Genomic DNA, 13,616 nt, shown 5'->3' on the forward strand with positions numbered 1-13,616 from the left:
ACTGACAATGCGCTGGAGTCTAGGGGGTGGGGATTTGATGCACCTTGATTTGCATCAACGGCAATGCAGGACAGGATTTCTCAGTGAATCAAGGGGCGTCTGATTTTCGGGCAAGCGCGCAGTTGCCGAAGGCTCAATGCCCCATCAGCCAGTGCTGGTGCGGACCGGGCAGGGTCCAGAGGCCGAACAGGATGACCAGCAGGCCGCCGCCCATGCGCACACCGCGGTTGCGCAGCAGTGCGGTGACGCGTTCGGCGGCAAGGCCGGTGGCGAGTAATACGGGCCAGGTACCGAGTCCAAACGCCAGCATCAGCAATGCGCTCTCGGTTGCGCTGCCCTGGCTGGCGGCCCAGATCAGCGTGCTGTAGACCAGTCCACACGGCAGCCAGCCCCACAGTGCGCCCAGCAGCAAGGCACGGGGCAGGCTTGAAACAGGCAGCAAGCGGGTGGCGACCGGCTGGATATGTCGCCACAGACCGCGCCCCAGACTCTCAATCCGGGTCAGGCCGCTCCACCAGCCGGCCAGGTACAGCCCCATGCAAATCAGCAGAAGCCCGGCCAGAATGCGCATGTACAGGGCTGCGGGGCTGTTGGCCACCGCCCATCCTGCGAGTCCGAGCAACAGCCCGGCAGCGCAATAGCTGAGGATTCGCCCCAGGTTGTAGGCCAGGAGCAGCCTGAAGCGTCGGCTGCGCTGTTCTTTGGGGATAGCCAGGGTCAGGGCGCTCATCAGGCCCCCGCACATGCCCAGGCAATGGCCACCCCCGAGCAACCCCAGAATCAGGGCAGAGACCAGCAGCGGCGCCAACTCAAGCATGGGGCGGGGTGTGGCTGTCAGCGTCGCTGGCGGAGTCCGGGCGATTGCCTTTGGCCTCTTCCACGGCGGCAGTGTGCTGCGGGTCCTGGTCGTCAAACAGGATGCTGTGGGCCGGGCTGTCGAGGTCGTCATACTGGCCGCTGTCGACGGCCCAGAAAAAGATGTAGATGGCGATGCCGACAATCAGCAGGGCAGCCGGGATCATGACGTAAAGCGCTGGCATATAGGCTCCAGGCGACCGGCTCAGACCGGCAGCGGGCGAGTGTGTGACGTGGCTTGAGTATGCGCCTGGCGGGGCATGCGAGTCAGGCGCAAGGCATTGAGCACCACGGTCAACGAACTGAGCGACATACCCACCGCGGCCCAGATGGGCGTGATCCAGCCAAGGGCGGCGAAGGGTAGCATCAGACCATTGTATAAACCGGCCCACAGCAGATTTTCAATGATCACCCGACGGGTGCGGCGCGCAAGGCTGAAGGCTTGCACCAGCGCTTCCAGGCGATTTGACAGTAACACCGCATCGGCGCTGGTCTTGGCCAGGTCGGTGGCCGAACCCATGGCCACGCTGATGTCGGCAGCGGCCAGCACCGGCACATCATTGACCCCGTCGCCCAGCATCAGCACTTTGCGCCCCTGTGCGTGCAGCTGTTGCAGTACTTGCAACTTGTCGTCCGGGCGCAGACCGCCCCGGGCTTCATCGATGCCCAGTTCCGCCGCCACGCTGGCGACCATCGGTGAGCTGTCACCAGAGAGCAGCAGCGTGTGCCAGCCCCGCGCTTTGCAGGCGGCCAGCAATGCCGGTGCATCCGTGCGCAGGCGATCATCGAGGACAAACCAGGCCAGCACACCTTCGGTGTCGCCCAGCAGCAGCCATTGGCCCGGCTCGTCGGGCATTTGCGGCACATTGCAGCCGCTCAGCGCGCAGACGAAACCGGGATGGCCGATGCGCAGTCGCTGTTGCTCGACCAGCCCTTCAAGGCCCAGCCCGGGGCTGCTATGGACTTCATCTGCGGCCTGCGGTGCGCGCCCAAAAGCGCGGGCAATCGGGTGTTCCGAGCGATTTTCGAGTGCGGCGGCCAAGCCCAGGCATTGATCGCTGTCCAGGTCGCGCAAGGGGCGGATGGCCCGCAACGCCAGGCGGCCCTCGGTCAGGGTGCCGGTCTTGTCGAAGATCACGGTGTCGATCTGGTTCAGGCCTTCGATCACATGACCGCGGGTCAGCAGCAAGCCCAGCTTGTGCAAGGTGCCGGTGGCAGCTGTGAGCGCCGTGGGGGTCGCCAGTGACAGGGCGCAGGGGCAAGTGGCGACCAGCATCGCCAGCACGATCCAGAAGGCCCGCTCAGGGGCCAGTTGCCACCACAGCAGACCGATACCTACCGCGGCGATCAGTGAGAACAGCAGAAACCATTGTGCGGCGCGGTCGGCGATTTCGGCCAGGCGCGGTTTTTCGTTTTGTGCACGATCGAGCAAGCGCACGATGGCTGACAAACGGGTGTCCTGGCCCAGCGCCATGACTTGAACTGTCAGCGCGCCTTCCACATTCAGGGTCCCGGCGGTCACCGCATCCCCCACGCTACGGGGCTGTGGCAGGTATTCGCCGGTCAGCAGCGATTCGTCGACGCTCGATTGGCCATCAAGGATTTTGCCGTCCGCCGGGAGAATGGCCCCGGGGTGAACCAGCACACGGTCACCGACGTTGAGCTCAGTGAGCAAGATGCGCTCGCTCTGGCCGTCGGCTTCCAGTCGCAGACAGGAGGCGGGCAGCAGATTGACCAGCTGCGCAGTGGCGGCGGCCGTACGCTCGCGGGCACGGCGTTCGAGGTAGCGTCCAGCAAGTAAAAACAGGGCGAACATGCCGACTGCGTCGAAATACAGTTCACCAGTGCCGGTGATCGCGGTCCAGATACCCGCGATATATGCGCCGCCGATGGCCAGCGAGACGGACACATCCATGGTCAGGTGGCGGGTGCGCAAATCACGCATCGCCCCCTTGAAGAACGGTGCGCAACTGTAGAAAACAATGGGTGTAGTCAGAAACAGTGCCACCCAACGCAGGATGGTGTGCATTTCGGGGCTGAGGTCGATGTTGAATTCAGGCCAGGTGGCCATGGTGGCCATCATGGCCTGGAACCACAGCAGGCCGGCGACGCCCAGCTGGCGTAGCGCCAGGCGGTTTTCGTGAGCCAGTTGCTCGGTGGCGCGATCCGCTTGATAAGGGTGCGCCGCGTAACCGATGTGACGCAGTTCGTTCAACACCTTGCTCAGCGGCAACTGGCTGTCGGCCCAGCGTACATGCAGACGGTGATTCGACAGGTTGAGCTGTGCTTCGCTGACGGCGGGCAGACCGCGCAAGTGTTTTTCAATCAGCCAGCCACACGCCGCGCAGCTGATGCCTTCGATCAGCAGCGTGGTCTCGGCCTGTTCGCCCTCATGACGGACAAAGGGTTTTTGCACTTCGGGGCGATCGTACAGCGCCAGCTCTTCGGTCAGTTGCACGGGAAGCGCTTCAGGGTTGGCTGATGCTTCGCTGCGATGCTGGTAATAACTCTCAAGGCCGCCAGCCACGATCGCTTCAGCCACCGCCTGGCAGCCCGGGCAGCAGAACTCGCGGATCTCGCCCAGTACCGTGGCGGTGAACCGGCTGCCGGGTGGAACGGGCAGGGCGCAGTGATAGCAGGGGGTGGGCGTGGTCATGGCTGTCTGTCGCGATAGGGTGTTGCCTGGACGGCTGTCATCACCGCCCGCCTGCACACGGTTCGCGTTGCTTTGTGCTGGCGCAGGCGGGCGATGGGGTTAGCGCTTGTTGTGGTCTTCAGCACCTTGCAGTGGCTCGTCGCCCAGCAGCAGGTCTTTGTCATGCTCGACCCGCTCTTCTTCAAACAGGCGCCAGGTCTTGCCCTCTTCAACGCCCAGGAGCTCGACAAACCGGCGACCTTCGACTTTGTCATCCAGTTGCCCGACATAACGGCCTGGCTCTGACCCACTCTGGCTCAGGCTGATATTGCGGTCTTTTTCGGGTTGGGTCGGGGAGATCAGGTTCAATTCCAGGGTCTGGGGCGCGCTGTTGCCTTCAAGCAGCAACACGACTTCACCGGTCATCTCGTCCAGTCGCAGCTTGGCCTTGAGTTGCAATGTCTGGCCCAGCAACTCGCGATCCAGCGAACGGTTGATGCCTTTGCCGGCTTCATAGTAATTGTCGTTAACCAGGTGATCCGGGTTGTTAACGGCAATGGTCACCATCGACAGGGTCAGGGTCACCGAGCAGGCAAGAATGGCAATGATGATCCATGGCCAGAGTTGCTTGTACCAGGGGCAGGGCATGTTCGCTGGAGGCATGACACATTTCTCTTATCTGATTTGAGGGCCGATGAAGCGGCTCTTGGCTTTGACGTTGATGTCGTTGTCGTCGGCATCCTTGAGGGTGAAAAACACCTCGTTGGTGCTCGACGGCAGCTGTTCAGGGGCAATCGACAACTCGACCGGCAGGCTCACGATATCGCCGGCGGCCACCTTGATTTCACGCTTGCCCTGCAGTTTCAGGTCAGGCAGGCCGCTGGCTTCCAGCACGTAGGTGTGGTCGTGTTGATCCTTGTTCATGATCTTCAGGCTGTAAACGTTCTCGATGCGGCCTTCGGCGTTTTCGCGGTAGAGCACACGGTCTTTGCTCACATCAAAGCCGACCAGCGTGCGGGTGAAAAAGGCCGCCGCCAACAGACCGATCATGGTCAGCAACACCAGTGCGTAGCCTATCAGGCGTGGACGCAGCTTATGGGTTTTCTGCCCGGAGAGGTTGTGCTCGGTGGTGTAGCTGATCAGGCCGCGCGGGTAGTTCATCTTGTCCATGATGCTGTCGCAGGCATCGATGCAGGCAGCGCAGCCGATGCATTCAATCTGCAAGCCGTCACGAATATCGATGCCGGTCGGGCACACCTGGACGCACATGGTGCAGTCGATACAGTCGCCCAGGCCCTGTGCCTTGTAATCAGTGTCTTTCTTGCGCGGGCCCCGGACTTCACCGCGACGTGGGTCGTACGAAACAATCAGCGTGTCCTTGTCGAACATCACGCTCTGGAACCGGGCATATGGGCACATGTAAATACACACTTGCTCGCGCAACCAACCGGCGTTGCCATAGGTGGCAAGGGTGAAGAAGCCTACCCAGAAATAGGACCAGCCGTCGGCCTGGCCGGTAAAGAAATCGATGACCAGCTCACGTATTGGCGAAAAGTAACCGACAAAGGTCAGGCCCGTGACCAGGCCGATCAACAGCCAGAGCGTGTGCTTGCTGAACTTGCGCAGGAACTTGTTGGCGCTCATGGGCGCCTTGTCGAGTTTGATGCGCTGGTTGCGATCACCTTCAGTGACCTTTTCGCACCACATGAACACCCAGGTCCAGACGCTCTGCGGGCAGGTGTAGCCGCACCACACGCGGCCTGCGTATACGGTAATAAAGAACAGGCCGAAGGCAGCGACGATCAATAGCCCGGACAGCAGGATGAAATCCTGTGGCCAGAAAGTGGCACCAAAAATAAAGAACTTACGCTCGGGCAGGTTCCACCAGACGGCCTGGTGTCCGCCCCAGTTGAGCCAGACCGTGCCGAAATACAGCAAGAACAGCAGGGCACCGCCGATCATGCGCAGGTTACGGAAAAGTCCGGTAAAAGCGCGGGTGTAGATTTTTTCCCGGGCTGCGTACAAATCGACACTTTCAGTTTTTTTCGGGGCAGGCGGAGTGACGTTGCGTACTGGAATCTGATTGCTCATTAGTGCGTCCCACGGCAGTGGAAAATGCCTCGGTCAGTACATGCCGACCGCGGTCAGAAGGTATAGCAGTGGCGTAATGATACGCCTGTGACTCTAGTTCAAGGGTGCGACCTTTGGTCGCGTTCCGAAAATGATCAAGTTGGTATAGCAGTTGTAACAAGTCGTGACCTGGATCAATTGACATCGGTCGGCGGGTCAGTTGCACCTGCTCTGTTTCTGGCTTCGTGGCGGGTGCGAGTCGTCCTGCAATGCCCCTCCGGGAACCTTGCCCGAAAAGACAGCCTGAAACAAAAACGGCCCCGCCAACATGAGCTGGCGGGGCCGCAGTCTGGAGCGTTCAGGCGACTGCGTTACTCGGCTGCCTTGGCCTCATCGCCATGGGACAGGCTGTAGACGTAGGCGGCCAACAGGTGAACCTTGTCGTTGCCTTGCAGATCGGCCTGGGCAGGCATCTGCCCCTGACGACCGTAACGGATGGTTTGCTGCAGTTGCGCAAAGCTCGAACCGTAAATGAACGCCGCTGGGTGGGTCAGGTCAGGCGCGCCCATCAGCGGGTTGCCTTTGCCTTCCGGGCCATGGCACACCGCACAGTTGGTGGCGAACAGTTCCTTGCCTTTGGCCGGGTCGGCCTTGGCACTTTCGGGCAGCTTGCGCCCGTCAAGGTTGGTCAGGACGTAGGCGGCGACGTCGCTGACGCCTTGTTCGCCAATCACTTCAGACCAGCCCGGCATGACCGCGTGACGGCCATTCATGATGGTGGTCTTGATGTCTGCCGGAGTGCCGCCCCAGCGCCAGTCGGCGTCGGTCAGGTTCGGGAAGCCGTAAGCACCTTTGGCATCCGAGCCATGGCATACCGAGCAGTTGGAGGCAAACAGGCGGCCACCCATCTTCAGGGCTTGCGGATCCTTGGCGACTTCTTCGATCGGCATGGCGGCGAATTTGGCGAAGATCGGACCAAACCTGGCGTCCGACTTGGCCATTTCCTTTTCCCACTCGTGAACACCGGTCCAGCCGGTCTTGCCATCGGCAAACCCGGTCTCGGCTTTAGTATCCAGGTACCCATAGCCCGGCAACAGGCCTTTCCAGTTGCCCAGGCCCGGGTAGAGCACCAGGTAGCCGAGGGCAAAAACGATGGTGCCGACGAACAGCATGAACCACCATTTGGGCATCGGGTTGTCGTACTCTTCGATCCCGTCGTAAGCGTGCCCGACTGTCTCGTCGGTCTGCTCGCTGCGCTGGCCCTTGCGGGTGGCCAGCAACAACCAGGTCAGGGCGAAGATAGTACCCAGAGTGAGGACTGTAACGTACAGACTCCAGAACGTAGTCATTCTTTGTTACTCCTAGAAGCTTGCTCTTGCTCGACGTGCTTGATGGCTTCGGGATCATCCTTGAACGGCAATAGTGTGGCGTCGTCAAACTCAGACTTGCGCCGAGGGCTGAACACCCACAATGCCAAACCGATAAAAGCCACCATCACAACGACGGTGCCCAGGCCACGAATCATCCCGATATCCATTCAGATCACCGTTTGCTTTTGATGATGGTGCCCAGGCCCTGAAGATAGGCCACCAGCGCGTCCATTTCGGTTTTGCCTTTCACGGCATCCTTGGCTCCGGCGATATCTTCGTCGGTGTAAGGAACGCCAAGATCACGCAAGACTTCCATTTTTTTCGCCGTGTACTTGCCGTCCAGTTTGCGCTCTACGAGGAACGGGTAAGCCGGCATGATCGACTCGGGTACAACGTTGCGCGGGTTGTACAGGTGCGCACGCTGCCAGTCATCGGAGTAACGACCGCCTACTCGGGCCAGGTCCGGACCGGTACGCTTGGAACCCCACAGGAACGGGTGATCCCAGACACTTTCACCAGCGACCGAGTAGTGGCCATAGCGTTCGGTTTCAGCGCGGAACGGGCGGATCATCTGCGAGTGGCAGCCGACACAACCGTTGGCGATGTAAATGTCGCGGCCTTCCAGTTCCAGCGCTGAACGGGGTTTCATACCCTCAACCGGCGTGTTGGTGACATCCTGGAAAAACAGCGGAACGATTTGGGTCAGGCCACCGATACTGACGGCGATGACCATGAAGAAGGCCATCAGGCCAATATTCTTCTCGACTGTTTCGTGCTTCATCAGTGGGCTCCAACTACAGCGATCTTGGTCGCTGCTTCAGCTTCTACCGGGTTCGAGGCGCGTACGGTACGGAACACGTTATAGGCCATGAACAGCATGCCGCTGGCGAAGAAAGCACCGCCGATGGCGCGGACGATAAAGCCAGGGTGGCTGGCTTGCAGCGCTTCAACGAACGAGTAGGTCAGCGTGCCGTCGTCGTTGATTGCTCGCCACATCAGGCCCTGGGTGATGCCGTTGACCCACATCGAAGCGATGTAGAGCACAGTGCCGATCGTTGCCAGCCAGAAGTGCACGTTGATCAGGCCGATGCTGTGCATCTGCTTTTGGCCGTAGAGGCGCGGGATCATGTGGTAGAGCGCACCGATCGAAATCATGGCAACCCAGCCCAGCGCACCGGCGTGAACGTGACCGATGGTCCAGTCGGTGTAGTGGGAGAGGGCGTTGACAGTCTTGATGGCCATCATCGGGCCTTCGAAGGTCGACATGCCGTAGAACGCCAGGGACACGACCAGGAAGCGCAGGATCGGGTCGGTGCGCAGCTTATGCCAGGCACCCGACAGGGTCATCATGCCGTTGATCATGCCGCCCCAGCTTGGTGCCAGCAGAATGATCGACATCGCCATGCCCAGGGATTGGGCCCAGTCCGGCAGTGCGGTGTAGTGCAAGTGGTGCGGACCGGCCCAGATATACAGGGTGATCAGCGCCCAGAAGTGCACGATGGACAGGCGATAGGAGTAGATCGGACGCTCGGCCTGCTTCGGCACGAAGTAGTACATCATGCCCAGGAAGCCGGTAGTCAGGAAGAAACCTACAGCGTTGTGGCCATACCACCACTGAATCATGGCATCCGTCGCACCCGCATAAGCTGAGTAGGACTTGAAGAAGCTCACGGGCAGGGAGGCGTGGTTGACGATGTGCAGCATGGCCGTCACGACAATGAACGCACCGTAGAACCAGTTGCCGACATAGATATGCTTGGTTTTACGCTTGGTAATGGTCCCGAAGAACACAATGCCGTAGACCACCCAGACGATGGCCAGCAGGATAGCCAAAGGCCATTCCAGCTCTGCGTATTCCTTGGTCGTGGTGTAGCCCAGCGGCAACGTGATGATCGCGCCGACAATGACCGCCTGCCAACCCCAAAAGGTAAACGAAGCCAGTGCGTCGGAGATCAATCGCGTCTGGCAGGTTCGCTGCACGACGTAATAGGAAGTACCAAACAACGCACAACCACCAAAGGCAAAAATCACCAGGTTGGTGTGCAAGGGACGCAAACGGCCAAAGGTCGTCCACTCAAGGCCAAGGTTCAATTCAGGCCACACAAGCTGTGACGCGATGAAAACCCCAAGCCCCATGCCAAGGATCCCCCAGACCACCGTCATGATGGCGAACTGGCGGACTACCTTATAGTTATAAGCAGTCGGACTGATTGCTGTGCTCATTCTAAGGTTCCACGGTTTAGGTGTTTTATTAGGATAAAAATCGGTCGCAAGTATGGATAAAGCGTAGGGTTATTGCAATGAAGCATGACCCCGGTCATTGCTTTCCAAGGCTTATTCTGCGGCCTTTCCATGCTGAGAGTAAGGTCAAACAGGCCTCGGACGAAATGCCGCATGGAGGGGAAAGCCGAAGGGGGGAGACGGGTAATCCCGGGAGGGGAGAAGGCACAGCGACATCATGGCGAAAATCGCAATGGACGATAGCCGGTGCAAACCCGCTCGTGTGGCCCGTAACAGTGTCCTTCAACGTGCCGATTGATTTCACATGGCATGAAGCCGGTGACCGACGCTCACGTCATAGAAGAGCTTAGTCCTGAATGGCCGGAGAGCAAAGACGGACTAAAAAGAGGTGCGACACTTGGTCGCGGGAGTTGCCGCATCAGAATGATGCGGCAGGAAATGTCCGGTAATTATTGGGCTGTTTTTCCCTCTTGATTATCGTGTGACAAGCTGAACACGTAGGCAGCCAGCAGTTGCACCTTGTCGTTACCCAGCAACTCGCTCTGCGCAGGCATGTGACCCTGGCGACCATGACGGATGGTTTGCTGCAATTGCGCCAGGCTGGTGCCGTAGATAAAGCCCGCGGGTTGTGTCAGGTCAGGTGCCCCCATCAATGCATTGCCCTTGCCGTTGCTGCCATGACAGGCCACGCAGGTGGTTTCGAAGGCTTGCTTGCCCGCATTCAGGTCAATGCTGCTGCCTTGGGGCAAGGGCAGGCCGGCCAGGTCATGGCGCACATACGCCGAGACGTTTTTGACCCCGTCCTCGCCCAGCACTTCACCCCAGGCCGGCATCGCGGCCATGCGTCCGCCCATGATGGTGGCCTTGATGGTGTCGGCATCCCCGCCCCAGCGCCAGGTGTTGTCAGCCAGGTTAGGGAAGCCGAAAGCACCCTTGGCATCCGAGCCGTGGCACACCGAGCAGTTGGAAGCGAACAGGCGACCGCCCATTTTCAGCGCGGCCGGGTCTTGAGCGACTTGCTCCACCGGCATGGCGGCGTATTTGGCGAAAATCGGCCCGAAGCGGGCATCGGCCTTGTCCATCTCCTTTTCCCACTCGTGGACGCCGGTCCAGCCATCTTCGTAGCCGGGCAGCAGGCCTTTCCAGTTGCCCAGGCCCGGATAGAGGATCAAATACCCGACGGCAAACACCAGGGTGCCCACGAACAACATGAACCACCACTGTGGCAGCGGGTTGTCGTACTCCTCGATGCCATCGTAGCTGTGCCCCATGGTTTCGATCGTTTCGCCTTTGGTTTCTCCCTTGCGGGTAGCGAACAGCAGCCAGCTCAGGCCGATCAGCGTACCGATGGTCAGCACGCAGATATAAACACTCCAGAAGGTGGTCATGCTTTGTTACTCCTAGATGCTTGCTCTTGCTCGACGTGTTGAATGGCCTCTGGATCGTCCTTGAAGGGCAGCAAGGTTGCGTCGTCGAACTCGGATTTGCGCCGAGGGCTGAATACCCACAGCGACAGGCCGATAAAAGCCACCGCCACCACGACGGTGCCCAGGCCGCGAATCATTCCACTGCTCATCTCAACCATGACTCACCTCTTGCTCTTGATGGCAGTGCCGAGTACTTGCAGGTACGCCACCAGCGCGTCCATTTCGGTTTTTCCCTGCACCGACTGTTTGGCGTTGGCGATGTCGTCGTCGGTATACGGCACGCCGAGGGTGCGCATGACTTCGAGTTTTTTCTCGGTATGGCTACTGTCGACCGGGTTTGATACCAGCCACGGATAGGCCGGCATTTTCGACTCGGGTACCACGTTGCGCGGGTTGTACAAGTGTGCGCGGTGCCAGTCATCCGAATAGCGGCTGCCGACCCTTGCCAGATCCGGTCCGGTGCGTTTGGAACCCCACAGGAACGGGTGATCCCAGACACTTTCACCGGCGACTGAGTAATGGCCGTAACGCTCAGTCTCGGCCCGGAACGGACGAATCATCTGCGAGTGACACTGCACACAGCCTTCGCGGATATAAATATCGCGGCCTTCCAGTTGCAGGGCGGTGTAGGGCTTCATGCCTTCCACCGGGGTGTTGGTCACGTCTTCAAAGAACAGCGGGACGATCTGTGTCAGACCGCCGACGCTTACGCACAGGATCATCAGCAGCAGCATCAGACCAATATTTTTCTCTACGACTTCATGGTTCATGGCGAACTCCTCAGGCCATCTGCGCGGCGGCTACGACTTCGGCGGGCTCGGCGTTACGCACGGTGCGCCAAGTGTTGTAAGCCATCAGCAACATGCCGATGAAGAAGATCGCCCCGCCGATCAGGCGCACGACATAGCCCGGGTGGCTGGCCACCAGGGTTTCGACGAAGGAATAGGTCAGCGTGCCGTCGGCATTGACTGCGCGCCACATCAGGCCTTGGGCGATGCCGTTGACCCACATCGACGCGATGTACAGCACGGTGCCGATCGTCGCCAGCCAGAAGTGCGCATTGATCAGACCCAGGCTGTACATCTGCGGGCGACCGAAGATTTTCGGGATCATGTGGTACAGCGCGCCGATCGAGATCATGGCAACCCAGCCCAGCGCACCGGCGTGTACGTGGCCGATGGTCCAGTCGGTGTAGTGGGAGAGGGCGTTGACGGTCTTGATGGCCATCATCGGGCCTTCGAAGGTCGACATGCCGTAGAACGCCAGTGACACCACCAGGAAGCGCAGGATCGGGTCGCTGCGCAACTTATGCCAGGCTCCAGAGAGGGTCATCATGCCGTTGATCATGCCGCCCCAGCTGGGTGCCAGCAGGATCAGAGACATCACCATGCCCAGGGACTGGGCCCAGTCCGGCAGTGCGGTGTAGTGCAAGTGGTGCGGACCGGCCCAGATGTACAGGGTGATCAGCGCCCAGAAGTGCACGATGGACAGGCGATAGGAATAGATCGGACGTTCGGCCTGTTTCGGCACGAAGTAGTACATCATCCCCAGGAAACCAGCCGTCAGGAAGAAGCCCACGGCGTTATGGCCGTACCACCACTGCACCATGGCGTCAGTGGCGCCACCGTAGAGCGAGTAGGACTTGGTAAAGCTGACCGGAATTTCCAGGTTGTTGACGATGTGCAAAATGGCCACGGTCACGATAAATGCGCCGAAGAACCAGTTGCCCACGTAAATGTGCCGAGTCTTGCGCTTCATGATGGTGCCGAAGAACACGACGGCATAAGCGACCCAGACAATGGTGATCAAAATGTCGATCGGCCATTCCAGCTCGGCGTATTCCTTGGAACTGGTGAAGCCCAACGGCAGACTGATGGCCGCCAGGAGGATCACCAACTGCCAGCCCCAGAACGTGAAAGCGGCAATTTTTGGCGCGAACAGTGTGGCCTGGCAGGTGCGTTGAACCGAATAGAACGAAGCGGCAAACAAGGCGCAGCCGCCGAAGGCAAAAATCACCGCGTTGGTGTGCAAAGGGCGCAGGCGCCCGAAGCTGGTCCAGGGCAAATTGAAGTTGAGTTCCGGCCAGACCAACTGCGCGGCGAGAAAAACGCCGAGCCCCATACCGACGATGCCCCACACCACCGTCATAATGGCAAATTGGCGGACCACCTTGTAGTTGTAGGCGGTACTTGTAGAAGTGTTCATGGTTCCCCATCCACGGATCAGGCGCGTACAGATGCGCGCCTGGAGTTATAGGCAGACTAAAAGCGAGGCAAGCATGGGTGTAACAGGCGGTGTCGGTATTGACGGGGATCAATGGGCGCAGTGCGCGCAGGCTCGTGGCTGGCTGTGGAATGCGGCTGTCAGCGGGGTCGGCGGGCCCCGGTCGAGCACCCTGATACTGGCCCACGGCGCAGGTGCACCGATGGACAGCGAATGGATGACGGGCATGGCTGAGCGCCTTGCTGCACGCGGGGTGAGCGTATTGCGCTTCGAATTCCCGTACATGGCCCAGCGACGGCTGGATGGAGGCAAAAGGCCTCCTAATCCGCAGGTCAAATTGTTCGAATGCTGGCGCGAGGTGTATGCCGAGGTGCGACGGCATGTCACGGGACCATTGGCCATTGGCGGCAAGTCCATGGGCGGGCGAATGGCCAGTCTGCTGGCGGATGAACTGGGTGCTGATCGATTGGTGTGCCTGGGGTATCCGTTTTACGCTGCTGGCAAACCGGAAAAGCCCCGTGTGGCGCACCTGGCCGAGCTACAAACGCCGACACTGATCCTGCAGGGCGAGCGCGATGCCCTGGGCAACCGGCAGGCGGTTGAAGCCTATGCCCTGGCTCCAGGCATTGAGCTGAGCTGGTATGTGGCAGGCGATCACGACCTCAAACCGCTTAAAGCCTCAGGCTTTACCCATGAGCAGCACCTTGACGCCGCGGCGGACAACATTGCGCATTGGCTCAAGAATCCCCCAACCTGTAGCAGTTGACGAGTGGAACGAGGCTGCGTCCAGGTTGC

Annotated in this window: 14 protein-coding genes; 1 reads left to right on the forward strand and 13 read right to left on the reverse strand. The window is 59.9% G+C overall.

Translation table 11 applies throughout. From position 1 onward, the window contains the following. Nucleotides 1-133: 133 nt before the first annotated feature. The 13 genes from DQN55_RS07965 to ccoN (DQN55_RS08025) all read right to left on the reverse strand — a co-directional run bounded on the left by DQN55_RS07965 (nt 134) and on the right by ccoN (DQN55_RS08025) (nt 12,803). Nucleotides 134-817, reverse strand: a complete 684-nt coding sequence (locus DQN55_RS07965) for a sulfite exporter TauE/SafE family protein (RefSeq protein ID WP_048382569.1) — start codon at nt 815-817, stop codon at nt 134-136. Then, nucleotides 810-1,040, reverse strand: a complete 231-nt coding sequence (ccoS, locus tag DQN55_RS07970; RefSeq protein ID WP_048382570.1) for a cbb3-type cytochrome oxidase assembly protein CcoS — start codon at nt 1,038-1,040, stop codon at nt 810-812. Before ccoS ends, DQN55_RS07965 begins: the two co-directional genes overlap by 8 nt. A gap of 20 nt (nt 1,041-1,060) precedes the next feature. Continuing rightward, complete coding sequence (locus tag DQN55_RS07975) at nt 1,061-3,511, reverse strand: heavy metal translocating P-type ATPase (RefSeq protein ID WP_048382571.1); 2,451 nt, start codon at nt 3,509-3,511, stop codon at nt 1,061-1,063. Nucleotides 3,512-3,610: 99 nt separating this feature from the next. Further along, on the reverse strand, nt 3,611-4,153 hold the full coding sequence (locus tag DQN55_RS07980) for a FixH family protein (RefSeq protein WP_048382572.1): 543 nt from the start codon (nt 4,151-4,153) through the stop codon (nt 3,611-3,613). Nucleotides 4,154-4,165: 12 nt separating this feature from the next. After that, entirely contained in the window at nt 4,166-5,581 is a 1,416-nt protein-coding gene (gene ccoG / locus DQN55_RS07985) for a cytochrome c oxidase accessory protein CcoG (protein WP_048382573.1), read from the reverse strand. A 350-nt stretch (nt 5,582-5,931) separates the two neighbouring features. After that, on the reverse strand, nt 5,932-6,909 hold the full coding sequence (gene ccoP, locus DQN55_RS07990; RefSeq protein ID WP_048382574.1) for a cytochrome-c oxidase, cbb3-type subunit III: 978 nt from the start codon (nt 6,907-6,909) through the stop codon (nt 5,932-5,934). Beyond that, the gene (locus DQN55_RS07995; protein ID WP_003447209.1) at nt 6,906-7,097 is read right to left on the reverse strand and encodes a CcoQ/FixQ family Cbb3-type cytochrome c oxidase assembly chaperone; all 192 of its coding nucleotides are present in this window, start codon (nt 7,095-7,097) and stop codon (nt 6,906-6,908) included. The genes ccoP (DQN55_RS07990) and DQN55_RS07995 overlap by 4 nt, the downstream gene beginning before the upstream one ends. A gap of 5 nt (nt 7,098-7,102) precedes the next feature. Further along, nucleotides 7,103-7,711, reverse strand: a complete 609-nt coding sequence (ccoO, locus tag DQN55_RS08000; RefSeq protein ID WP_048382575.1) for a cytochrome-c oxidase, cbb3-type subunit II — start codon at nt 7,709-7,711, stop codon at nt 7,103-7,105. Further along, a complete protein-coding gene (gene ccoN / locus DQN55_RS08005) occupies nt 7,711-9,153 on the reverse strand; it encodes a cytochrome-c oxidase, cbb3-type subunit I (protein ID WP_048382576.1) in 1,443 nt (480 codons plus the stop codon). The genes ccoO (DQN55_RS08000) and ccoN (DQN55_RS08005) overlap by 1 nt, the downstream gene beginning before the upstream one ends. Before the next feature lie 467 nt (nt 9,154-9,620). Further along, nucleotides 9,621-10,559 (reverse strand): cytochrome-c oxidase, cbb3-type subunit III, encoded by a 939-nt coding sequence (gene ccoP, locus DQN55_RS08010; protein ID WP_048382577.1) that lies wholly within the window; start codon nt 10,557-10,559, stop codon nt 9,621-9,623. Then, nucleotides 10,556-10,747 carry a cbb3-type cytochrome oxidase subunit 3 gene (locus DQN55_RS08015; RefSeq protein ID WP_048382620.1) on the reverse strand — a complete coding sequence of 64 codons (192 nt, stop codon included), beginning with the start codon at nt 10,745-10,747 and terminating at the stop codon, nt 10,556-10,558. Before DQN55_RS08015 ends, ccoP (DQN55_RS08010) begins: the two co-directional genes overlap by 4 nt. A gap of 12 nt (nt 10,748-10,759) precedes the next feature. Next, nucleotides 10,760-11,368, reverse strand: a complete 609-nt coding sequence (ccoO, locus tag DQN55_RS08020; RefSeq protein ID WP_048382578.1) for a cytochrome-c oxidase, cbb3-type subunit II — start codon at nt 11,366-11,368, stop codon at nt 10,760-10,762. A 10-nt stretch (nt 11,369-11,378) separates the two neighbouring features. Further along, on the reverse strand, nt 11,379-12,803 hold the full coding sequence (gene ccoN, locus DQN55_RS08025) for a cytochrome-c oxidase, cbb3-type subunit I (RefSeq protein ID WP_048382579.1): 1,425 nt from the start codon (nt 12,801-12,803) through the stop codon (nt 11,379-11,381). Between the two features lie 73 nt (nt 12,804-12,876). Here ccoN (DQN55_RS08025) and DQN55_RS08030 point away from each other — a divergent pair, with 73 nt between their 5' ends. Continuing rightward, nucleotides 12,877-13,587: an alpha/beta family hydrolase gene (locus tag DQN55_RS08030; RefSeq protein WP_048382580.1), complete on the forward strand. Its 711-nt coding sequence runs from the start codon at nt 12,877-12,879 to the stop codon at nt 13,585-13,587. Nucleotides 13,588-13,616: the final 29 nt, after the last annotated feature.

This window comes from Pseudomonas taetrolens, from assembly GCF_900475285.1.
Taxonomy (GTDB): Bacteria; Pseudomonadota; Gammaproteobacteria; order Pseudomonadales; family Pseudomonadaceae; genus Aquipseudomonas; species Aquipseudomonas taetrolens.

Excerpts from the sequence above, each read along its gene's own strand:
- DQN55_RS07965 (WP_048382569.1), bottom strand. The coding sequence starts at position 817 with ATGCTTGAGTTGGCGCCGCTGCTGGTCTCTGCCCTGATTCTGGGGTTG.
- ccoS (WP_048382570.1), bottom strand. The coding sequence starts at position 1,040 with ATGCCAGCGCTTTACGTCATGATCCCGGCTGCCCTGCTGATTGTCGGC.
- DQN55_RS07975 (WP_048382571.1), bottom strand. The coding sequence starts at position 3,511 with ATGACCACGCCCACCCCCTGCTATCACTGCGCCCTGCCCGTTCCACCC.
- DQN55_RS07980 (WP_048382572.1), bottom strand. The coding sequence starts at position 4,153 with ATGCCTCCAGCGAACATGCCCTGCCCCTGGTACAAGCAACTCTGGCCA.
- ccoG (WP_048382573.1), bottom strand. The coding sequence starts at position 5,581 with ATGAGCAATCAGATTCCAGTACGCAACGTCACTCCGCCTGCCCCGAAA.
- ccoP (WP_048382574.1), bottom strand. The coding sequence starts at position 6,909 with ATGACTACGTTCTGGAGTCTGTACGTTACAGTCCTCACTCTGGGTACT.
- DQN55_RS07995 (WP_003447209.1), bottom strand. The coding sequence starts at position 7,097 with ATGGATATCGGGATGATTCGTGGCCTGGGCACCGTCGTTGTGATGGTG.
- ccoO (WP_048382575.1), bottom strand. The coding sequence starts at position 7,711 with ATGAAGCACGAAACAGTCGAGAAGAATATTGGCCTGATGGCCTTCTTC.
- ccoN (WP_048382576.1), bottom strand. The coding sequence starts at position 9,153 with ATGAGCACAGCAATCAGTCCGACTGCTTATAACTATAAGGTAGTCCGC.
- ccoP (WP_048382577.1), bottom strand. The coding sequence starts at position 10,559 with ATGACCACCTTCTGGAGTGTTTATATCTGCGTGCTGACCATCGGTACG.
- DQN55_RS08015 (WP_048382620.1), bottom strand. The coding sequence starts at position 10,747 with ATGAGCAGTGGAATGATTCGCGGCCTGGGCACCGTCGTGGTGGCGGTG.
- ccoO (WP_048382578.1), bottom strand. The coding sequence starts at position 11,368 with ATGAACCATGAAGTCGTAGAGAAAAATATTGGTCTGATGCTGCTGCTG.
- ccoN (WP_048382579.1), bottom strand. The coding sequence starts at position 12,803 with ATGAACACTTCTACAAGTACCGCCTACAACTACAAGGTGGTCCGCCAA.
- DQN55_RS08030 (WP_048382580.1), top strand. The coding sequence starts at position 12,877 with ATGGGTGTAACAGGCGGTGTCGGTATTGACGGGGATCAATGGGCGCAG.